The organism is Massilia sp. METH4 (genome assembly GCF_037094685.1).
GTDB lineage: Bacteria > Pseudomonadota > Gammaproteobacteria > Burkholderiales > Burkholderiaceae_D > Rugamonas.
Genome location: NZ_CP146614.1, coordinates 389706 through 410700, shown reverse-complemented (window position 1 = coordinate 410700; position 20995 = coordinate 389706). Strand labels below are relative to the sequence as shown.

General features: G+C 64.4%; 17 protein-coding genes. 9 read left to right on the top strand and 8 right to left on the bottom strand.

Annotation, left to right across the window (positions count from 1 at the left end; all coding sequences use genetic code 11):
• Window positions 1-236: 236 nt before the first annotated feature.
• From V6Z91_RS01905 to V6Z91_RS01885, 5 genes are all read right to left on the bottom strand, one after another.
• On the bottom strand, window positions 237-2852 hold the full coding sequence (locus V6Z91_RS01905; RefSeq protein WP_338765918.1) for a rhamnan synthesis F family protein: 2616 nt from the start codon (window positions 2850-2852) through the stop codon (window positions 237-239).
• 1 nt (window position 2853) lies between these two features.
• The gene (locus V6Z91_RS01900; protein WP_338765916.1) at window positions 2854-3948 is read right to left on the bottom strand and encodes a glycosyltransferase; all 1095 of its coding nucleotides are present in this window, start codon (window positions 3946-3948) and stop codon (window positions 2854-2856) included.
• A 205-nt stretch (window positions 3949-4153) separates the two neighbouring features.
• Complete coding sequence (locus V6Z91_RS01895) at window positions 4154-6523, bottom strand: glycosyltransferase family 2 protein (RefSeq protein WP_338765913.1); 2370 nt, start codon at window positions 6521-6523, stop codon at window positions 4154-4156.
• Entirely contained in the window at window positions 6504-8558 is a 2055-nt protein-coding gene (locus V6Z91_RS01890) for a glycosyltransferase family 2 protein (RefSeq protein WP_338765910.1), read from the bottom strand. The genes V6Z91_RS01895 and V6Z91_RS01890 overlap by 20 nt, the downstream gene beginning before the upstream one ends.
• A gap of 7 nt (window positions 8559-8565) precedes the next feature.
• A complete protein-coding gene (locus V6Z91_RS01885) occupies window positions 8566-9624 on the bottom strand; it encodes a DUF4214 domain-containing protein (protein WP_338765905.1) in 1059 nt (352 codons plus the stop codon).
• Between the two features lie 532 nt (window positions 9625-10156).
• On the opposite strand from V6Z91_RS01885, the gene flhB reads away from it, so the two are divergent.
• The 8 genes from flhB to motD all read left to right on the top strand — a co-directional run bounded on the left by flhB (window position 10157) and on the right by motD (window position 18631).
• A complete protein-coding gene (gene flhB, locus V6Z91_RS01880) occupies window positions 10157-11302 on the top strand; it encodes a flagellar biosynthesis protein FlhB (RefSeq protein ID WP_338765903.1) in 1146 nt (381 codons plus the stop codon).
• 34 nt (window positions 11303-11336) lie between these two features.
• A complete protein-coding gene (gene flhA / locus V6Z91_RS01875) occupies window positions 11337-13487 on the top strand; it encodes a flagellar biosynthesis protein FlhA (RefSeq protein WP_338765901.1) in 2151 nt (716 codons plus the stop codon).
• 124 nt (window positions 13488-13611) lie between these two features.
• Complete coding sequence (locus V6Z91_RS01870; RefSeq protein ID WP_338765898.1) at window positions 13612-14016, top strand: hypothetical protein; 405 nt, start codon at window positions 13612-13614, stop codon at window positions 14014-14016.
• A complete protein-coding gene (gene flhF / locus V6Z91_RS01865; protein ID WP_338765895.1) occupies window positions 13979-15391 on the top strand; it encodes a flagellar biosynthesis protein FlhF in 1413 nt (470 codons plus the stop codon). The genes V6Z91_RS01870 and flhF overlap by 38 nt, the downstream gene beginning before the upstream one ends.
• Window positions 15384-16208 (top strand): antiactivator of flagellar biosynthesis FleN protein, encoded by an 825-nt coding sequence (locus V6Z91_RS01860; protein ID WP_338765890.1) that lies wholly within the window; start codon window positions 15384-15386, stop codon window positions 16206-16208. The genes flhF and V6Z91_RS01860 overlap by 8 nt, the downstream gene beginning before the upstream one ends.
• Before the next feature lie 15 nt (window positions 16209-16223).
• A complete protein-coding gene (locus V6Z91_RS01855) occupies window positions 16224-16955 on the top strand; it encodes an RNA polymerase sigma factor FliA (protein ID WP_338765887.1) in 732 nt (243 codons plus the stop codon).
• Window positions 16937-17683 carry a flagellar motor protein gene (locus V6Z91_RS01850; protein ID WP_338765884.1) on the top strand — a complete coding sequence of 249 codons (747 nt, stop codon included), beginning with the start codon at window positions 16937-16939 and terminating at the stop codon, window positions 17681-17683. The genes V6Z91_RS01855 and V6Z91_RS01850 overlap by 19 nt, the downstream gene beginning before the upstream one ends.
• A gap of 162 nt (window positions 17684-17845) precedes the next feature.
• Complete coding sequence (gene motD, locus V6Z91_RS01845) at window positions 17846-18631, top strand: flagellar motor protein MotD (RefSeq protein WP_338765881.1); 786 nt, start codon at window positions 17846-17848, stop codon at window positions 18629-18631.
• Between the two features lie 148 nt (window positions 18632-18779).
• Here motD and V6Z91_RS01840 read toward each other — a convergent pair whose 3' ends face one another.
• From V6Z91_RS01840 to flgA, 3 genes are all read right to left on the bottom strand, one after another.
• Window positions 18780-19247 (bottom strand): flagellar protein FlgN, encoded by a 468-nt coding sequence (locus V6Z91_RS01840; RefSeq protein WP_338765878.1) that lies wholly within the window; start codon window positions 19245-19247, stop codon window positions 18780-18782.
• A gap of 9 nt (window positions 19248-19256) precedes the next feature.
• The gene (flgM, locus tag V6Z91_RS01835) at window positions 19257-19562 is read right to left on the bottom strand and encodes a flagellar biosynthesis anti-sigma factor FlgM (protein WP_338765875.1); all 306 of its coding nucleotides are present in this window, start codon (window positions 19560-19562) and stop codon (window positions 19257-19259) included.
• A 156-nt stretch (window positions 19563-19718) separates the two neighbouring features.
• Window positions 19719-20420, bottom strand: coding sequence for a flagellar basal body P-ring formation chaperone FlgA (flgA, locus tag V6Z91_RS01830; protein WP_338765872.1), 702 nt, complete (start codon window positions 20418-20420; stop codon window positions 19719-19721).
• A gap of 151 nt (window positions 20421-20571) precedes the next feature.
• Between flgA and flgB the strand changes: the two genes are divergently transcribed.
• Window positions 20572-20988 (top strand): flagellar basal body rod protein FlgB, encoded by a 417-nt coding sequence (gene flgB / locus V6Z91_RS01825; protein ID WP_338765869.1) that lies wholly within the window; start codon window positions 20572-20574, stop codon window positions 20986-20988.
• Window positions 20989-20995: the final 7 nt, after the last annotated feature.

Here is a 20995-nt window from a genome sequence, read left to right as displayed (position 1 = left end):
TCACTGGCAGCCCCCAGACGGGTGCGAATCGCATCGACGGACGATCGACACCCGTCTCGACCGCGCGGCAGTGGGAAGGAAAAAGCCGAGACTTTTCATCATGTTGTGTATAGCGTCGTTATTGTGGTCGCATCCATGTGCTTTGTCCCGCCTGAGGGGCGTCCTGTCTTCGCACGCGGCACGAACCGGCGACAACCGCGACCGGCAATCCGCGCACCGCCGTAGCCCCGCGCGGTTCACCAGATCAATTGCCCGGCTGCCGCCTGCGCGAACTGGCGTCGGCGCTCTTCGAGCCGGGCAGTCAGATAATCGTGGATGGGAACCGTCGAGGGCTGGATCGTGTGGTTCAGCGGCGCGCCCGGATCGATTGGCGCCCCGGCAATACGCCCGCCACCGCTTGTCGCGGCGTGACCGAACATTCGCTCGACGAGGTGTGCCAGTGCGCCGTCATTTGCTCCAGTTTCCGGAGCGAAATGAGTCATGGTCAAGCTGCCGAGCGGATTCAGGAAACGGGGGCGCAACCAGAACATCGTACCGGCGAAGAACCCCTCGTCCATCGGCGGTGCAAGCAGCGTGCTGGCAAGCTGTCCTCCATCATGGTAGGGGTAGCCGGCCAATGGCTGCAGATATGGGGATGGGCCGACCATTGCCAGTGTCGGGTCGGTGCGGAACGCATCGAGAATGATGTCGACGCGTTGGGCGCTCCCAAGGAGAGCGGCAAGGGCTTCGTCGCGCCAGAGGTCGCCGAGCTTGGCCAGCAGCCTTCCTTGCTGATAATAGCCGCGCTTGGTCTGGATCTTCAGGACGGCATCATAGTCTTTGTCCACGATGAGTGGCAGGACGTCGAGGAATGGCGCGATATCCCGGCCGCGGTTCACTGCCTGGTAGAACAGCGCTTCCGGATAAACCGCTCGGACGGACGCGATGATTGCACGTACGCCCCAGTCCGGCAGCGTTACGATCAGGTCAAAGGGTTCCGTGATGTGCGCCAGCTTTTCCAGGAGTTCAGGCACGAGGTCGCGGTAGTAGAGGTGTGCTACCACTGCGATGCGATGGCTACGCTGGCGCAACGCGTCGCCGATCTGTTGTAGTTGTGTCTGCCGATATGCCTCTTCCTCTTCGGTCAGAGGGTAATCCTGCAATGCCGGTTGGGCCATCATTTCCTTCGCCGCGCGCTTGAGCAGGTCGAGCATCGCGTCCGGCGGGCAAGGGTCGGCCCCCGGCCTCGGCAAGCGGTTTTCCAGCATGCCGTAGTGGGAAAAATGCTGGATTGGATCGATGTTCATCTCGCGAATATCTGGATACATGTTCAGATAGTATTCAGGGTCCACCAACTTGCCGGCACGGATGATTTCGGCACGTCGCTCTGCCACTGCCCATGCGGAATCGAGCCATGCGAGCAGGAAGTCGAGACTCGGCTTGCCCGCATGCAGCCAGAGCCGCCGGGCGGCCAATTCGTAGGCTCCAAATCCCCCAGCATTGCCGCTATCCGCCGCATTGATCGAATCCAGTGCTTGGGCAAACTCCGCCTTACCGGCCGTCGACCGCCCATGCCGCAATACTGAGCGGGCGATTGTTTTCGATGCCGCCGCGGCATGCCAAATGCTGCGTGCAAAGGCTACTGGATCGCCCGGTGCGGTAGTGCAGATCTCGTCGATCGCGCACACGCGCTGCAGGAACGCCGTGGCGTCGCTCGTGAGACTGTCATGCTGCAAATACGCGTCCAGCATGAAACGGCGCAGGAGCCCCGCGCCGTGAAGGAAGGATGCGCGGTCGAAGCGATCTTCCAGCATGTCATCGAGCGACGGAAACAGGTCGAGGGGCTTGTACACGGCATCGCCGAGCACGACGACAGGCTTGTCGAAGTAGAGGGCCTCGAAACCAACGGAACTATTTACCGTCACGACAAAGTCCGCGAGCGAGATCAGGCGGGCATTCGGGATGGGCTTCGGGTGATCGCACCAGACGACATATTTCCACCAGCGGCGCAGTGCCGCGCGTGCCACCGCGTTCGCCGTGGCCGCGCTATGCCGCTGTTCGGAAGCCGGATGGGGCTTGACGAGTATCGTATAGCCCTTGTCAGCAAGCTTTGGAACCACATCCAGGACTGCTTCTTCCACTGTCCTGTACGGCGAAAAGCGCAGCAAGTTTGCATCATCGAACAGTTGCAGCGGCAGGAAGACGATCTTTTCCTCGCTGGTCAATCGCGAGCTGATGTCCGCCGGGAGGGGCAGGAACTGTTCCTCGTAGCCCAGGCTTTCCACGTTGTGGGAATACGCCATTAATGCTTCATGGCGCGACATGGGCCTGTTCCCCACAATCTCGCTCAATTCGGCAACCGTCAATTTCGGCACGACGCCTGATCCGTTCGTGCCGAAAGGGTCGATTGCAAGGCTCTCCATGAACGGGGGACGCGTGCATCCCAACTCCATGCCGATCCTGGTCACCGGCCGCTCTTTGACGAAATGGCGAATCGCCCCGTTCTCGCCCCAGTTGACGATAATCTCAAACGGGAAGATATTCCACACCCGCCGGAGGACCCTGAGATAGTCTTCGGTCACCTCGCCAGTACCTGCCATCAGGTCCAGCCAGGTCGACATCCCAGCTTGCTGCCAAGGCAACATATGGGCCTTGAACATCTGCTCCTCTTCCTCGGTCGCGCTGATCAAGCGCTCGCCATGGGTCGACAGTGCCGGCTCACCCAACATGTCCAGGGTTGCCTTGTTGCCGAACATGCGCACGTCGTAGGCGGAACCGGCGGCCAGCAGGGGAAGAAGCTTGCGCGACACGCCTTGAAAGTGCGTCAGGCTGTTTCGAATCGGGAACGGTTCGATATAAAGCAGGATTCGCATGTCAGCTCACAAAGGACCGGAGGCCATCGATGCCATCGTTGGCACCGAGGAAAGCGAGATTGCGCTGGACGAGTGCCGACCTGGCCTCGGCATCGAGCGGGGCGGAGAGTGCCTCGTACCAGGCGTCGGTGGTAGAAACAAGCGTGATGTGCGCATCGCCGACAGCGGCCATGTCGGGAATCGGCGTTGCAATCAGCCGGCATCCACCGATAGCCGCTTCCAGGAACTTGACCCGTGACTTGCAAGCATTGAAAGCAGTGGTCTCGAGTGGCGCGATGACCGTGGCGCACATGCTCATGAGTGAAGGCAGGCGCAGGAAACTCGTCGCGGGCGCAGTGGTCACGTTGGGCAGCGAAGCAAGCCCTCGCGGTACCTGGACTGGTCCCACGATCAGGAGATTGAAGTCCGGATTCTCGGACAGGACACGATGCAAGACCGCCCCGACGATGGGGAAATCCTTGTCGTGGCTGCGCGTTCCGGAAAAATAGCCGATGCTGGTCGGCGGTCGCCTTATGAATGGGGTGCGCAGTTCGGCATGCGGACCGACAATCGATTCCGGCAGGAAGTTCGGCACCACTTCAACCTGTGCGCCGGGATTGAATTCGCGTACCCGCTCGGCCAACGGTGCGGTCGACGTGGTGACCTTGTCGAACTGCCTCAATCCGGCAAGATTACCGGCAAATGCTTCGATGGCGCGTTCCTCGCTCAACGTGCCGTTCTTGACAGCGGAAGAGATCAGCGCGATCTCGGCCGTGCCAAAGATCAGGTCGTCGTAATCGGCAATCAATGTCGCGCCTTGCCGGCGCAATGCCTGGAGGATCTGGGCGAAGTTGTCACGCGCCATGTTCGGCCGGTGAAATACATACACGTCATGCCCAAGGCTTGGCATTTCGAAGAACTGGGATGCGGATTTGACCGTGCACCAGTGCCCCTCGGCGGCAAGTTTCTCCGCCGGATGATAGCAGCGGTAGCGCACCGATGGATCCAATATCGGCCGAGTGGCGTGCCGCGTTTCACTGACGAAGCAGATCGACCTGCGAGTCGACAGGCTGGGCGTGTGCTGGCTGGTGGCAGTCTTCGAATCCAGGAGATTCATCTTTCAAACGGTTTCATAGGTGAGAAAGGAGGTGTGTACAAGGCAGCGGCAACCGCCGGCTGCCTTCGGATCGTAATCGTAGCCGGGCGCAAGCGCGCGCGGCCTCGCTTCGTCCTGGCTGCGAAACGCGCAGTTGCCGGCCAACTCCACCGCAACTATATCCTGCCAGGCGGGAAACTGCGGTCGCGCAGCGCGGTGTACCTCATCACCCTGCATTGAAATCGACCAGCGCTCCTGTGCGGGGCACGCGCGGGCGTGGTGGCAGCGCAAGGCCGCCGAAGGCGTGGCTGTTCGGATCGAGGCTCAAGCTCGGATGGTAGGCCGGGTCCTGCAACAGCAGGGGACCCCAGCGCCGGCGCAACTGTTCGGTTTCACGGCGCGCGCGCGCGCGCTTCTGCGGCGTATCTTCGTTTCCCCGGCTGGCCGATTCGGCGTGCAGCAGTTTGGCGTGCGGTGTCCAGATGATAGCCTTGCCGGAAGCGCGCATCCTCAGGCACAGATCGACGTCGTTGAACGCGACGGGGAACGCCAGCGCGTCCATGCCGCCCAGCTCCAGGTAATCCTGCCTGCGCAGAAACAGGCAGGCGGCCGTGCAGCCGCTCACCCGGTGAACCAGCTGGTTGCGCCCGTGGTCACCCCAGTCGGCATCAGCCAGCAGATTGCCGAAATGCCCGGCGGCGTTGCCCACGCCTACCAGCACACCGCCGTGCTGCACCATGCCGTTCGGCCATAGAAGCTTGGCGCCGACGGCACCGACACCGGGCCGCGACAACTGGGCAACGATTTCCTCCAGCCAGCCGTCATGCAAGGCTTCGATGTCATTGTTGACGAGCCCGACGATATCGCCGGTTGCGAGCGCGACAGCCCGGTTGTTCAGGTCCGCATAGTTGAACGGACCGGGCATCGGCATGATGCGCACGCCATGCTGCGCGATTTCGGCGAAATAGTCGTGTGTCGCCTGCTCGACCGAGCCATTGTCGATGACGATGATCTCCAGACTGGGCCAGGCCGTGAACCGTTCGATACTGTCGATGCAGCGCTTCAGCAGGTCTGCGCGGTCGCGCGTTGGAATGACGAGGCTGACTATCAGCTCCCGCGCGCCGGGTGGCAATGCCGCGCGAACTCGGCGGGAAGGCATGGCCAAGTCCGGTGCAATGCGATCTGACACGTCCAGCGCGACGGCCGGTTCCATGGCCCGGATCGCCCGCGCGGCAGCCGCGGCACGGCCGGCACGCTCCTGTTCCGTGAACGGGGAGTTGACCTGGTACAGCACGCGCGGCACGTGCACGATCGCCTGCTCGCCGTGCGCCCATGCGCTCGCCAGCGACGACCAGGCAAACTGCGCCTGGCTGTCCGGCCTGGGCAGGACTTGCGCGACGGACCGGTGCACGAGCAGCAGCTCCAGCGGATAATCAGTAGCCAATGCATAGTCGGGATCCCAGGCGGGCTTGAACCACGGCGTGCCGTCCTGCTCGCTATCGGTGTACACCACCCGGGCATGCGGCAATGCGAATCCTGCCAGCGCATGGGCGAGCGCGGCCGGAGCAAGTGTATCGCCGGCGCGAATGCAAGCAATGACGTCGCAGCCTGCCGATAGCGCCTCGGCCAACAATGCGGAAAAGGGGGACGCGGTAAAGACACGGATGGCGACCCCCTGCCGTTCCAGGCTTGCCCTGGTGCGCTCGATTGCCCTCGCATCCGGCTCGCCGGTAATGAGAACGGCGGTCCTGAACGAGGCAACGGCTGCCGGCAGCGGCTCGGGCGGTGCCTGGTCGAAGCGGGCCGACCATTGCGGCCATGCGTTCATCGGCAGGCTGCGCGGGACACGGCGCTCGTACATGGCCGCAAGTTCAAGGGTCAGTTTGTCCGTATCGGCGGGCAAGAGCGCGGCCATGCCGTCGAGCGCGCAGCACGCCAGTACCGGGCTGCCGTTCAGTTCAACGCCATTGTCGTCCATTACGCGCACCGAGTGCGTCCGGCCGTCCGCCAGCGTAGCCGGTAACGCCAGGTCGAATCCATGCGCGCCTTCGACATACGCGCGTGCCGCCGGCAGCATCAGGTCCGCCGTGGCTTGCGCCACCATTTCCTCGCCAATGTAGGCGCGCACGGTGGTCGTGCTGCGCGGGTCGAGAGGATCGACTGCCCAGCCGAACAAGCGCAGGCCGCCGTCTCCCCAGACAAGACTGAGCGCGGGCGGCGGAGGGACTGTCGCATCGTCCAGCGCGAAACTGCCAGGGAGCATGACGTCCAGGTTGGCGACGCGTGCCGAAAGAATACCCGCCATGCCCTCGGGAAGGGACTTGAGATCGGCAACGAATCCGTGGCACACATCGGCATTGGGGTGCAAGGCGGTGAAGGTCTGGGCGAGGTCGGTACGCGCAACGTCCGCCGTGGCGGATACGCGCGGCACGCCGTCGAGACAGATCTCCACTACGACCCGTGCGTGGGGCCGCCCGCGATCGAGGGCCCAGCCGTACAGGAGGCCATTGCAAAGGCCTTCGATTGCGCCATGCCAGCGCCGGGCTGAGGAGTCCGGGGGAAGGTCGAGGGACACGTCAGTTTTCATCGCTTCCATTTTTCGAATTCATCAGGCGGTCATCGTACCTGGCTTGACCATGCCAGTTCGCAAGCCAGGATGCGGGATCGAAAGTGTCGTCGAGCGACACGACGCGCAGCCTGGTCGGCAGGCCTGCCGGGTCATCGGACAGCACGATACCGCAGCCGGCCGCCTGGAGCACGCGCACGTCGTCCAACAAGGGAAGGGCATCGCCACTGGCCGGAACATGGTCGACCACGCCGGTGTGCCACAGTGCTTCGCTGCAATCACCGAACACGAGCAAGCGCAGCTGCGAACCGGGCTGGCCGGCGATCGCCCTGGCAAGCGCGAGTGTATGGTGCACCCCGCGCGCCGAGGTACCGTGGCGCCAGACGGCGATGCGCTGGCAGGAGGCCCGCAGTGCCGGGAGCACGGCCGGCAAGGGCTTCTTTGCCACCGTGTTCGGCAGGGCCGCGGTGGCTTGCGCGGCTTCGGCCTTGCGCAGCCACGCGGCGGCGCCGGACCGCGCCAGCCCGGTGCGCAGTGCGAGGCGCGCCTTGCGGAGCGGGTCATCGCGCCGGAATGCCGCGAATTCGGGATAGAACGATGGATACCGTGCCTTTACCACGGTGCGGTTTTGCGCCACGCGAAGCGATTTCTCGGCGCGGAACGACACGGTGCCCGCATGCGCGACGAAGACGCCGGTCGCCTGCACATGGCGCCAGCCGGCGGTGCGCGCCCGCATGCACCAGTCGACTTCCTCGCCGTAGCCGCGCACGAGGGCGGTGCCGTCGAGCATGCCGACCCCGTCGAGCACGCAGCGGCGGATCAGCATCGTGAAACCGCAGCACGATGGGAGTTCGATATCGCTGCTGCCGCCGGCCGCGTGAACCACCGCGGCCGCGCCGTCCAGTGCGGCAAGCTCGCGCGCGTCGGGTGCCGGTGCGGCCTGGCTCATGACGGGGAAGCTGCTGATCTCGCCGTTATTGGTCCACGGCGTGACGGAAGCGATATCGGGCGCGGCATACAGCGCGCTGGCGAGCCGGTCGATCCAGTTGCCATGCACCTGTGTGTCGGCATTGAGCAGCAGCACGTCATGGTCGGGGAATTCGCGCATGCCGCGGTTCGTCGTTTCGATGAATCCAAGATTGCATGGATTGCGCAGCAGCTTGATCCGCCCCGCCGCGGCCTGCTTGTCGAGCCATGCCGACAGTGCCGGCTCGGGGCTGGCGTCATCGACCACCACCACGCGGGCAGGGGTGGCGTTGGCGTTCAGGCTGGCAAGCACACTGTTCAGGCACGCCTGTACCAGAGCCAGTTCGCGATAGACGGGAATGACGATCGAGACCGGTCGCGGTCGCGCGCCATCTTCCGCCGGAGCGCGTGCCTGCATGGTCGGCGGCTCATAGAACGCCAGGGGTGATCCCGGCAGAAGTTGTTGTTGTCCGTCGGGCTCCACCAGGGTCAGGGACCAGACGGCGCCGGGCCGCGGGCAGGCCAGCCGGAAGCGGCTGCCGTCGGCTGGCACCTCGAGGCGAAATTGCCGGGTTTCGTCCGAGAGCAGCAGTGTGGCGCGCGGCGCCGTGCCGCCCTGGAACACCATGCCGCCCTGGAACACCATGCCTTCGATGGCGTCGCCTGCTTTCCAGCACGCGCCAGTGTGAGCGACGCCAGCCGCGCGCAGCAGTGGCAGCAGGCTGGCATGCTTGCCTTCGCGGCAGCGGGCGGGAAGGAAGGCGGGGCCGAGGCTGGCCACGTCGGCGCGGCCGCCATCCTGCAGCCAGCTCTGCAGCATCGCGTCTTGCAGCACGGGATTTTCGGCGTCCGACAGCCATGCCGCGTGCCATGCGCGCGCGGCCAGAAATGGGTAGCCGGTCTGCAGCACTTTCGCGCGCAGCATGGCGGGAATGCTTTTCTGGGGAAAGCGCCGGCAAACGTACTCCGCGGCCACCAGCGCATCGGCGAGGTGGCCTGCCTTGAACATTTCCAGCGCCCGGGTCAGCAGTGCATCGTCGCGCAAGCGGGGCGTGCAGGTCGACAGGAAAAAGGGGGCGGGGCCCCCTTTCATTGGCATGAGACTGTTATCCCAGATCGATGCCCTCCACGACGGTGACCGAGCCGATCACGTTCACCTCGCCCGACGCGGGGTCGGCAGCGGCCATTGCAATCCCCGCCGCGACCTCGCCGCGCGTGGCAGCGGCCGTGTTGAGCAAACTGGACCAGTATGTCAGGCCACCCGCATCCGCCGCTCGACCGAGGCCGTTCAGGTAAAGCGATTCGACGAACTGTTCATTGGTCAGGCCGCCTCCAGTGTACTCCGCCGACGTCGTGAAGAAGTTCCCGATCTGGCCGATCCACACGCCCGCATCCGCCTGGTCGAACCAATACTCCAGGCCGCCCGCATCGGCCGTTCGGCCAAACAGTGCCTGGTACAGGTTCGCCACGGTTGCCTGCGCCATGTCATCCGCGAAGATCAGCGCGTCGCCACCATCGAGCTGGACGTACTGCACGTTCGAAATGTCGACGGCAAGTCCGCTGGTATTGTTGACAATAGCTACCGTGCCGGTCCCTTCGGTAATCGTGAAGTCTTCGTCGGTCCCCGCTGTCGCAATGATCGTGTCGCCGCCACCCGCGACGATGCTGCTGCCTTGCGCCGCGGTGACGATCGTAAAGCCCGTGCCGGCATTGATCGTGTCGCCGTTGCCGGCCACGACCTGGGTAGCCATCGCGTCGAGGATCGTGATGTTGTCGTTTCCAGCCGTCCCCGCGATGAACCGTTCGATCGGGTCGCCCGGCGCGCCCTGCACCGCGCTCGCGGAGAGATCCTGTCCCGCGGTCGGTACCGGGACATTGAATGTGGCGTTTACGCCGGCCGCACCCTGGAACAGCACGACGGGAATGTCGGAGGCGACAGTCACATTGGTGACGGTGAGGTCGGAAACGGTCACGAACGCGAGCTCCGTGCCCGGAGCAACGGTAACGATCTGGTTGTCCGTGGCGGCAACCTGTTCCGCGGCGATTACCGTATCACCGCCGGAAATCACCAGCGACATGATGCTGTCGATCGTGGCCGAGTTGAAGACTTCCGGTGAGGCCGTGGTCAAGGCGTTCGTCACGTCGGTCTGATTGGTTTCGTACATGAGAGACCCACTCCTAAAAAAGTTGAAGATGCCCCGGCAGCGAACCGGGTCTTGTCAAACGGACCCGGTGGCAAAACGCGGTCCGCTATTCGAATCATCTATTTCATCCACTCTTCGAGCTGCGCGGCGTTTACTTGCCAGCCAGGCCGAGCTGCACGGGTACAACCCTGTGTTCAAGTCTCGGCGACTTGATCCGAGTGGGAAGGGTGCCACGTTTTCTCACCGACGAGGAATCGTGTTCCAATCGTGCCGAAGGTGTCGCACATTATCCTCAGCCATTGTTGTGGATACACGTCAACTACTGAATGCATACCGAGAATCTACATTCGGATCGGCAACATTTCCAGCCGGAACGTCCTATACGATCAAAAATCGGCCTTTGCGAGGTGATCCTCGCGTTTCCTTTCTGAAAAGTGTTGCGCAGTTGAAACACCAAACAGCTCCGCGTTTCCCCCGCTGTTTCGATCTTCGTTCTCCGCCACCTTCCCCGACAATGCTTCCTGAATCATAGCGAGGCATTCCGGAGCACCCGATGGCAGAAGACAGCGAAGCCGAAAAGACAGAACCAGCGTCAGAGAGGCGCCTCCAGCAGGCGCGTGAGGAAGGCGACGTTCCCCGCTCGCGCGAAGTCGCGACGTTCACCGTGCTCATGGCCGCGGGGGCCGGCCTGTACATCTTCGGCTCCACCATGGCGCGCCAGCTGTCGGCCACGCTCGCATCCGGCCTGTCGCTCACACGCGAACAGGTGTTCGACATGGACGTGCTGGGCCACCGCATCCTGGCCGACGTGGTGCAGGTGCTGGTCACCTTCCTGCCGCTGGGCCTGGCCGTGATGCTGGTGGCGATCGCCTCGCCGGTGCTGGTGGGTGGCTGGCTGTTCACAGCCAAGGGCTTCATGCCCAAGTTCAGCAAGCTCAATCCGATCAACGGCATCACCAACATGGTGTCGAAGAATGCGCTGGTCGAGCTGGTCAAGGCCATCCTCAAGACGATTGTCGTGGGCGCCGTCGCCTACATGGTCGTGATGCGCTACAAGGACGCGATTTTCGGGCTGCCGACCGAGCCGGCCAACGAAGGCTTTGCCCACATGCTGGACATGCTGGCGATGAGCTTCCTGATCCTCGTGGCAGCGCTGGGCTTCATCGCCCTCATCGATGCGCCGTACCAGATCTGGCATTACGCGAACAAGATGAAGATGACGCGCCAGGAAATGATCCAGGAATCGAAGGAGTCGGACGGCAACCCGCAGATCAAGGGCAAGATCCGGCAGATGCAGCGCGAGATGGCGCGCCGCCGCATGATGCAGGACGTACCGACGGCCGACGTGGTGGTCACCAACCCGACCCACTACGCGGTGGCCCTGAAGTACGCCGATGGCTCGAAGGGCGCGCCGAAGGTGGTGGCGAAGGGCACGGACGCGGTGGCCGCGAAGATCCGCGAGCTGGCCAAGGAAAACAAGGTGGCAATCCTGGAAGCGCCGGCGCTGGCCCGTGCGCTGCACAAGCACACCGACATCGGCGACGAGATCCCGCAGCGGCTCTACGCGGCCGTGGCCGAGGTGCTGGCCTATGTGTACCAGCTGCGCGCCTACCGGCCGGGCGGCCATTACCCGGACCGGCCGACGAAGCTGGACGTGCCGGCCGACATGGACCCGAACAACGCCAAGCCGGCGCAGTAACCGGCAACGACACAGGTAAAGAGGGAAGAACACGATGCAAGCGCTCAAGATGCCCGGCTGGATGAACAATGTCACCGGCGGGAATGTCCAGACCCTGGCCGCGCCGATCCTGATCATCATGCTGCTGGCGATGATGATCCTGCCGTTGCCGGCATTCATCCTCGACCTGTTCTTCAGCTTCAATATCGCCATTTCCGTGATCGTGCTGCTGACCGCGCTGTACACGGTGAAGCCGCTGGACTTCATGGCCTTCCCGATCGTGCTGCTGCTCACGACGATGCTGCGCCTGGCGCTGAACGTGGCTTCCACCCGCATCGTGCTGACCGAGGGGCACACCGGGCCGGACGCGGCCGGCAAGGTCGTCGAGGCCTTCGGCCACTTCCTGATCGGCGGCAACTACACGGTCGGTATCGTGGTCTTCATCATCCTCACCATCATCAACTTCGTGGTGGTGACGAAGGGCGCGGGCCGGATTGCCGAGGTGGGCGCCCGCTTCGCGCTGGACGCGCTGCCCGGCAAGCAGATGGCGATCGACGCCGACCTGAACGCCGGCCTGATCGGCGAGGCCGAGGCGAAGAAGCGCCGCAGCGAAGTGTCGATGGAAGCCGAGTTCTACGGCGCGATGGACGGTGCCTCGAAATACGTGCGCGGCGACGCGGTCGCCGGCATCCTGGTCACCGTGATCAACATCGTCGGCGGCCTGCTGGTGGGCCTGATCATGCACGATATGGCGTTCGGCGACGCGGTGCGCACCTACACGCTGCTGGCCATCGGCGACGGCCTGGTGGCGCAGATTCCCTCGCTGATCGTTTCTCTGGCGGCCGGTGCCGTGGTGTCGCGCGTGGCATCCGAGAAGGATATCGGCGCCCAGCTGGTCGGCCAGCTGTTCGCAAAGCCGCAGGTGATGTATATCACCGCCGCCATCATCGGCGGCCTGGGCCTGATCCCGGGCATGCCAAACCTCGTGTTCCTGCTGCTGGGCGGCGCGCTGGCCGGTGGCGGCTACCTGCTGGCCAAGCGTGCCGGTGCGGCCGAGGAGGGCGGCGGCATGGCCGGCCCGGCCGGTCCGGGCGCCGCGCCGGGCGGCGCACCCTCGGGCGGCCCCTCGGCGGCCGGGCAGGGCGGCGCCGCGGCCGAGAGCGAAGAGGCCACCTGGAACGATGTGATGGCCGTCGACACGCTGGGTCTCGAAGTGGGCTACCGCCTGATTCCGCTCGTGGACAAGGCGCAAAGCGGCGAGCTGCTCAAGCGCATCAAGGGCATCCGCAAGAAGTTCGCGCAGGAAGTGGGCTTCCTCGCTCCGCCGGTGCACATCCGCGACAACCTGGAACTGAAGCCATCGGCCTACCGCATCACCCTGAAGGGCGTGGAGGTGGGCACCGGGGAAGCCTTCAACGGGCAATTCCTGGCCATCAACCCCGGCATGGCCAGCGGCACGCTGCCGGGCCTGGCCACCACCGACCCCGCCTTCGGCCTGCCGGCCGTGTGGATCGACGCCAGCCTGCGCGACCAGGCGCAGGGCATGGGCTTTACGGTCGTCGACGCGGGCACCGTCGTCGCCACGCACCTGAACCACCTGATCACGTCGCATGCTTCCGAATTGCTGGGCCGCGGCGAGGTGCAGGCACTGCTCGATCACCTGGGCAAGGAAGCGCCGAAGCTGGTGGAAGACCTGGTGCCGAAGACGATCTCGCTGTCGGCGCTGCAGAAGGTGCTGCAGAACCTGCTGGCGGAAGGCGTGCACATCCGGGACATGCGCACCATCATCGAGGCGCTGGCCGAGCACACGGCGCACACGCAGGATCCAAACGAATTGACGGCGCTGGTGCGTATCGCGCTGGGCCGGGCGATCGTCCAGCAACTGTTCCCGGGCAATGGCGAACTGTCCGTGATGACGCTCGACAACCGCCTGGAGCGGCTGCTGATGCAGGCGCTGGCCCAGGGCGGCGTCGATGGCGCCGGCATCGAGCCGGGTCTGGCCGATACGATCGCCCAGCAGGCTGCCCAGGCCGCCATGCAACAGGAAGCGCTGGGCGTCAACCCGGTGCTGCTCGTGCCCGGCCCGCTGCGGCCGCTGCTGTCGCGCTTCCTGCGCCGGGCGCTGCCGCAGTTGAAGGTGCTCTCGCATGCCGAGATTCCGGAATCGAAGACGATCCGGGTGACGGCGCTGGTCGGTAACACCTGATCCGCCACGCTTGGTGCCGCACACCTTTTCCTGCGGAAAAGGTGTGCGGCACCGGTTTTCCCGGCCGGAGTCTGCAGCGCAACCGCTACGGCTCGCCGGTCCCGGACTCCGGATGAGAACACCGGTGTCGTACACCATTTTCCGTAAGAAAATGGTGTACGACACCAGACGTATCAGGCGTTGCTGGCCGGCGCTGGTCGGTAACACCCGATCCGCCACGCTCGGTGTCGCACCTCTTTTCCGCAGGAAAAGGTGTGCGACACCGGTTTTCCCGGCCGGTCTGCAACGCAACCGCTACGGCTCGCCGGTCCCGGACTCCGGAAGAGAACACCTCCGAAGGAAAATGGTGTATGACACCAAGCGCGCCAGCGCCGCTGGCCTCTTCTTGAATTACACCCCTTTTCCCCGCCTGTTCCCCCGATGCTTTCTCCACGGCATCGTCAATAATTTCACCATCAAGAAAACTCTGTGCATGGCGAACAGGAGCAGCAATGAACGTCAAGAAATTTACCGCGCCCACGTCGCGTGAGGCGCTGCGGAAGGTGCGCGAAGCGCTGGGGCCGGATGCGGTGATCCTGTCGAACCGCCCGATGGATGGCGTGGTCGAGATCCTGGCCTTGGCCAACGACGACGCCGCCTCGCTGGCCAGCCCGGTGGACGATGCGCCGCCGGCAGCGCCGCACCTGGAGCTGGACGACGGCTTTGCCGCCGCGCCGGCGCCGCGCCCACAGGCATCGTTTGCTGCACGTCCCGCCGCGCCGATGAGCCGGCCCGCGCCGGAGCCCGTGATGGCTCCGCGCCCGAGCCCGGCGGCAGCCGCGCCGATGGCGCGCGCCCCGTTCGCCCAGGCGATGCAGGCCGCGCCGCAACCGGTGCAGCCGGCGCTGGACATGGCGAGCATTACGGCGCTGGTCGCCGAGGCCGTCACTTCCGCCAAGGCCAATGCCGCCGCCGAGATGCACGGCATGATGAGCGAGCTGCGCGCCATGCGCGGCATGATGGAAACCCAGCTGGCCGAATTGTCGTGGGGCAGCGCGCAGCAGCGCGAGCCGCACAAGGGCGCCGTGCTGCGCGAGTTGCTCGCTGCCGGCTTCTCCACCACGCTGGCGCGCCGCCTGATCGACAAGCTGCCCGCCGGCCGTGGCGCCGATGAGGCGCTGCGCTGGATCCGTAGCGTGCTGGCGCGGAACATCGCCGCCATCGCCAACGAAGACGCGCTGATCGAGCGCGGCGGCGTGTTCGCGCTGGTGGGCCCGACGGGTGTCGGCAAGACCACCAGCACGGCGAAACTGGCGGCCCGCTGCGTGATGCGCCATGGCCCGGAAAAGCTGGCGCTGATCACCACCGACGCCTACCGTATCGGCGCGCACGAACAGCTGCGCATTTACGGCAAGATCCTCGGCGTGATGGTACATTCGGTCAAGGATGAGGCCGATCTGCGCATCGCCCTGAAGGAGCTGCGCAACAAGCACACGGTGCTGATCGACACGGTCGGCGTCAGCCAGCGCGACCAGATGGTCACCGAGCAGGTAGCGATGCTGCAAGGCACCGATGTCGACGTCAAGCGGCTGCTGTGCCTGAACGCCACGTCTACCCAGGAAACGCTGACCGAGGTCGTGCGCGCCTACCAGGGCAGTGGCCTGGCCGGCAGCATCATCACCAAGCTGGACGAGGCCGCCTCGCTGGGCAATGTGCTCGACGTGGTGATCCGCCAGAAGCTGCAACTGTTCTATGTGTCGAATGGCCAGCGCGTGCCGGAAGACCTGCACCTGGCCCAGCCGGCCGAGCTCGTGGAGCGCGCGTTCCGGCTGAAGAAGGATACCAACCAATTTTCGGACGGCGACCTGCCGATGCTGATGGCGGCCGCCGGCAACGATGCAATGCGCGAGGTGCACCTTGGGTAACTTCAACTTCGATCAGGCGGAGGGACTGCGCCGCATGCTGGCGGGCCCGCCGCGGCCCCGCATCGTCACCTTCCTTTCCGCGACGCCGCAAGACGACAAGGGCGCCATGCTCGTCAACCTGGGCGCCTCGCTGGCACGGGCCGGCAACGACGTGGTGGTGGTCGATGCCTGCGCCAGCGCGCATGGCGTGGCTTCACGCCTCGGCGTGGACAATGGCGCTAGCCTACTCAACGTGGCGCGCCAGGAATGCGCGCTGAACGAAGTCATCCACGCGGTGCCGCAGGGCTTCAATGTGGTGTCCATGACGCGCGGCGAACCGAAGAGCGGCCCGCAGGAAGCGCGCCGCCTCGCCAAGGCGTTCGACGTGCTGGCGGCGCAGGCCGGCATCGTGCTCGTCGACGGCGAATTCGATGGCGAAGCGTTCCCGGTACCGGTGATGGCCAGCTCGGAAATCGTGGTCCAGGTATCGAACAGTGCCACCTCGATCACCAATGCCTACATGATGATCAAGCGCCTGAACCATGAGCTGGGGCGGCGGCCGTTCGGCATCGTCGTCACGGGTGCTTCCGAAAAGGAGGCCCGGGTCGTTTACGATAATATGGCACAGGCGGCAAGCCGTTACCTGGCAGTGAATCTCGTTTCGATGGGGTCAGTGCCGGCCGATGAGTATCTGCACCGCGCGGCGCGCCTGGGTCGCGCCGTGGTGGACGCGTTTCCGCTGGCTGGCGCCTCGGTAGCGTTTCGTCAACTGGCGGGGCGGTTTGCGCTGGCCGCGCCGGCGCAGATTGCAGGGGGCGGCCACACCATGCAGCACTGAAAAGAATAGAGATTTATGTACACGGTCAAAGGGAAGGTGAACAAGGATTCGCTGCTGTCGGAGCATATGCCCCTCGTGAAGCGCCTTGCTCACCACATGAAGGCAAAGTTGCCGCCCAGCGTGGAAGTGGATGACCTGGTACAGGCGGGCATGATCGGCCTGCTCGACGCGATCAACCGCTACGAGGAAACGCACGGCGCCCAGTTCGAAACCTATGCGGTGATGCGCATCCGGGGCGCCATGCTCGACGAATTGCGCAGCAGCGACTGGATGCCCCGCACGCTGCGGCAGGACATGCGCAAGGTCGAGAACGCCATGTCGGTGCTGCAGCAGAAGCTGGGCCGGCCGCCATCGGAATCCGAGGTGGCCAAGTCCCTCAAGCTGTCCCTCGAGGATTACCAGCAGATGCTGGGCGAGGGCGGCGGCCACCAGCTCCTGTACTACGAAGACTTCAAGGATGAAGAGGGCGATGGCAGCTTCCTCGACCGCTACGCGCACGACGAAGAGGCAGACCCGCTGCGCGCCCTCATGGACACCAATTTCCGCCAGGCCGTCATCAATGCCATCGATGTATTGCCGCCCCGCGAGAAACTGTTGATGGGCCTGTACTACGAAGAAGAATTGAACCTGAAGGAAATCGGCGCCGTCATGGGCGTTTCCGAATCACGTGTCTCGCAGTTGCATACCCAGGCGGTGTCCCGGCTGCGCGCCACATTGCGGGAGGGTGCATGGACTGGTCCAGCGTAGCGGGGCTCCTGCTGGCGCTGGCCGGGCTGATCGTGGGCCAGGCACTCGAAGGCGGTAACCCCTCGTCGCTGATCCAGCCGGCGGCATTCGCGATCGTGGTCATCGGCACCTTCGGTGCCGTGCTGCTGCAAACGCGGCCGGCCACCCTCAAGCGCGGTATCCAGATGACGCGCTGGGTCTTCCGGCCGCCGCCGGACAGCCGCATCCTGCTGGCCCGCGACATCCAGGCCTGGAACCAGACCGTGCGCCGCGAAGGCCCGCTGGCGCTGGAGCGCCACATGAACAGCGCGCGCGACGTGTTCCTGGCCAAGGGCCTGCGCATGATCATTGACGGCATCAACCCCGACAAGCTGCGCCAGCTGCTCGATACCGAAATCACGGCCTATGAAACGGCGCAGCGCCAGGCGGTGCGCATCTGGGAATCGGCGGCCGGCTATTCGCCCACGATCGGCATCCTGGGCGCCGTGCTGGGGCTGATCCACGTGATGGAAAACCTGCAGGACCCGTCGCGGCTGGGGCCGGGCATCGCCGTGGCGTTCGTCTCCACGATCTATGGCGTGGGTCTGGCGAACCTGTTCTTCTACCCGATCGCCAACAAGCTGAAGAACATCGTCACCGCCCAGGTGCACCAGCAGGAAATCGCCGCCGCGGTGTTCCACGACATCGCCAGCGGCGACTTCTCGCGCATCATGGACGAGCGGATCTCCACGCTGATGCAGGAGTATTAGTGTCCTGAATCACAAGTTCGTTGAAGATACATTTGACGAAATCGGTTCGAGACAAGGCGGAAATGCACGGCAAGGCCGTGGCCTTTCCGTGCATTTTCAACGCAGTATCGGGCCGATTCTCGTCGGATTTATTCAACGAATCTGGGATTTAGGACACTAACCATGAGCTTCCAGTACCGCCGCGCGCGCCGCCCGTTCGATGAAGAGCCGGAAAACCACGAGCGCTGGCTGATCTCGTACTCGGATTTCATCACGCTGCTGTTCGCGTTCTTCGTGGTGATGTACGCGATCTCGTCGGTGAACATCGGCAAGTACCGGATATTTTCCGATGCGCTGGGCGAGGCGCTGGGCGGGCAGGGTGCCAACGTCAAGCCGAATACGGAAGTGCTGAACCAGCCGATCCCGAACCCGAACCTGAAGAAGCGGCAGGAAATGATGCGGCAGGAGCGCGCCTCGCTCACCAAACTGGCCCAGGACCTTCAATCGACGATGGCGCCGCTGGTCAAGGAAGGCAAGGTGCGCGTGACGCAGAACAGCCGTGGCGTGTCCGTGGAAATCAATGCCAGTGTGCTGTTCGACCCGGCCGAGGCGCGGCTGACGCCGGAATCGCAGGAAGCGCTGACCGCCGTGGCCGAGGTGCTGAAGAACGACCCGCACGCGATCCAGGTGGAAGGCCATACGGACGACCAGCCCGTGCGCAATATCTATCCGTCGAACTGGGAATTGTCGTCGATGCGCGCCGCCACGGTGGTGCGGCTGTTCATCGAATCCGGCGTCGCGCCGACGCGCCTGACGGCCGTCGGCCACGCGTCGAACCATCCGGTGGCCTCGAACGAAGACCCGATCGGGCGGGCGCGCAACCGGCGCGTGGCGATCACCATCTTGTCGACGTTGCCGGATACGGAGACGGAGATTCCGACGGAGCCGGCGGGGCCGGCACCTCAATAGAAAACCAGTGTCGCGCACATTTTTCTGCGAAAAATATGCCCGACACCGTCATTTCATGCTTCAGCAACTGCGGCTTGCGCATCGGTGTCAGACACTATTTCCCTCGGGGAAATGGTGTCTGACACCGGTTTTCTTTTGAGCCAACTAGTCAGCCTGCCAGGAACCCGCGCGACGTCGTGGTCGTGGTGGTCAAGCCGCTCGGCCCGTAGACATTGCCGCCCGGGCTCGGTGGCCGCAGGGCTTGCAGGGCGCCCTGGGTATGCGACAGCTGCTTGTTGATCAGCGTGCCGTTCAGCCGGTTCAATTCCTTCGCCTCGCGCGTGTGCGCGAGCACGTCGTTCCACAGCGCCTTGTCGTCCGGCGAGCCGTGGGCGCACAACCACTCTTCCATGCCTGCCTCGTGCGGCTCGAAGCCCGCCTGGCCCAGCGCCGCATGGCGCTCCGCGGCGAGTGCGCCCATGCGGTTGATCACCTCGGCTTTACGGGGTGTCAGCGCGGTGAGCCTGTCGATGTCGGCCGCCACCAGGGATTGCTGCTCTTCCTTCAGGAGGCCGAGCAGGTCGGTCAGCAAATGCTGCTCTTCCAGCAGCATCGATACGGGGGCGCCGTCATGCATGGTGTTGCCTTAACGTTGGCGGGAATGCAGCAGATCCTTGACCGTGTCCAGCAGGCCGTCCGCCACTTTCTCCGAATTGACCTGGAACTGGCCATCGGCGATGGCCAGCTTGATACGTTCCACTTTCTTCGTGTCGAAGACGCCGCCGTTGCTGCTCGTGGCCATGGCCTGGCCCTGGGCGGACAGCTTGACGCTTTCCGAACCTGCTTGCGTGGAAGCTGTTTCCGCCGCTTTCTCGGCGTTGCGGGCATTGCTCGTGGTCGACGTCGCGGTCGCCGGCAAGCCCGTATTCTTTACTGAATCGTTGATTTTCACAGCATCTTCCTCGTCTGGTGGGAGCCGGCACAGATCCGTGTACTCCGCGCTTTTTACCAATGCACGAGTTTCTTAACGGCTGCGCCATTGCAAACTTTAGCGTGGCGCGCCGCAAATTTGGATCAATCAGTGTGGCAATCGTTGCGCCGCCCCGTTTCAGAACGCCACCTCGACCTGCCCGCCCGCCCGGGCAATCCCTGAAACGCTGCGCCCGCCTGTCGTGCGTACCTGCACGACCTGGCCCTCGGCGGCATTGGCGATCGCCTTGCCTTCTGCGGTGATCCGGAAGCCCGAGCCGGTCGTGACCAGCTTCACCATCTGCCCGTTGAGTACCACGGGCTGGCTGCGCAGCGTATCGAGCCTGACCGGCGTGCCTGCCGAAATCGAAACATTGCTGCTGCGCCCGATCACTTGCGCCTTGTCCGTGGCGATGCTGGCTGGCAACGTCGTCAGGTCGCCCTGCTGCGTCGCCAGTTGCGACTCCAGGATGGGCTGGCCCTGTGGCAGGGGCGCGGCCGCGGCGATGTAATTACCCAGCACCGAAACGTTCGCCTGAATATACACGGTCCAGGCCGACGGTGCAGCACAGCGCACGCCCACCGTGGTTTTTCCCCACGCCTTTGTGCCGGGCATCAGGAATGCCTCCGGGGCTGGGCAGTGAGCCAGCGTCATGCGCGTATCGACATTGCCGACGGTGATGGTGACTTTGCCGGGCAGCCCGGCGCTTTGCACTTGCAGGAACTGGTCGACCGTGCGCTTGATCGCGGCCGGGTCCATGGCCGCCGCATGGGCGGCCGGCGCCAACATGGCGAGCGAGGCCAGGGCGGTGGAAGCAAGAGCGAGGGGCAGCGATTTCATGGTACGTCCGTGGTGCTGTGATGCCGCCATCTTACGCGCGCGCGCCGCGGCGAAAGCGGCGAACAGCGTGGCAAAGTCCGTGCTTATTCCCCGATCATTTGCCGTACAGCATCCGTAACATGGCATCTGTCACCGATGGAAGGATGCCGTCATGCTGGGAAAACTCGACAATCACCTGCGCTTCAACGAACTGGCCCTGAGCCTGCGCTCCACGCGCCAGAGCGTGTTGGCGTCCAATATCGCCAATGCCGACACGCCGAACTACAAGGCACGCGATATCGACTTCACGAGCGCCCTGCAGAACGCGCTGGCCAATACGAACGCGAACGGCACGCTGAAGACGACCGCGGCGCGCCACTTCCCGACCCCGGCGCCGGACGGCAGCACGCTGGCCGACGGCACGCCGCTGCTGTACCGCGGCGTGGTGCAGGGTGCCGTGGACGGCAATACGGTGGACATGGACGTGGAACGCAACCAGTTCGCCGACAACGCGCTGCGCTACGAGGCGGGCGTAAATTTCATCAACAGCCAGATCAAGGGCCTGCTCACGGCCATCCAGGGCCAGTAACAGATAA

Coding starts and splice junctions, on each gene's coding strand:
- flhA (WP_338765901.1), top strand. CDS start 11,337: ATGCAAGCGCTCAAGATGCCCGGCTGGATGAACAATGTCACCGGCGGG.
- flgA (WP_338765872.1), bottom strand. CDS start 20,420: ATGAAATCGCTGCCCCTCGCTCTTGCTTCCACCGCCCTGGCCTCGCTC.
- flhF (WP_338765895.1), top strand. CDS start 13,979: ATGAACGTCAAGAAATTTACCGCGCCCACGTCGCGTGAGGCGCTGCGG.
- flgB (WP_338765869.1), top strand. CDS start 20,572: ATGCTGGGAAAACTCGACAATCACCTGCGCTTCAACGAACTGGCCCTG.
- V6Z91_RS01905 (WP_338765918.1), bottom strand. CDS start 2,852: ATGCGAATCCTGCTTTATATCGAACCGTTCCCGATTCGAAACAGCCTG.
- V6Z91_RS01890 (WP_338765910.1), bottom strand. CDS start 8,558: ATGCCAATGAAAGGGGGCCCCGCCCCCTTTTTCCTGTCGACCTGCACG.
- V6Z91_RS01855 (WP_338765887.1), top strand. CDS start 16,224: ATGTACACGGTCAAAGGGAAGGTGAACAAGGATTCGCTGCTGTCGGAG.
- V6Z91_RS01885 (WP_338765905.1), bottom strand. CDS start 9,624: ATGTACGAAACCAATCAGACCGACGTGACGAACGCCTTGACCACGGCC.
- V6Z91_RS01840 (WP_338765878.1), bottom strand. CDS start 19,247: ATGCATGACGGCGCCCCCGTATCGATGCTGCTGGAAGAGCAGCATTTG.
- motD (WP_338765881.1), top strand. CDS start 17,846: ATGAGCTTCCAGTACCGCCGCGCGCGCCGCCCGTTCGATGAAGAGCCG.
- flhB (WP_338765903.1), top strand. CDS start 10,157: ATGGCAGAAGACAGCGAAGCCGAAAAGACAGAACCAGCGTCAGAGAGG.
- V6Z91_RS01895 (WP_338765913.1), bottom strand. CDS start 6,523: ATGGAAGCGATGAAAACTGACGTGTCCCTCGACCTTCCCCCGGACTCC.
- V6Z91_RS01850 (WP_338765884.1), top strand. CDS start 16,937: ATGGACTGGTCCAGCGTAGCGGGGCTCCTGCTGGCGCTGGCCGGGCTG.
- V6Z91_RS01900 (WP_338765916.1), bottom strand. CDS start 3,948: ATGAATCTCCTGGATTCGAAGACTGCCACCAGCCAGCACACGCCCAGC.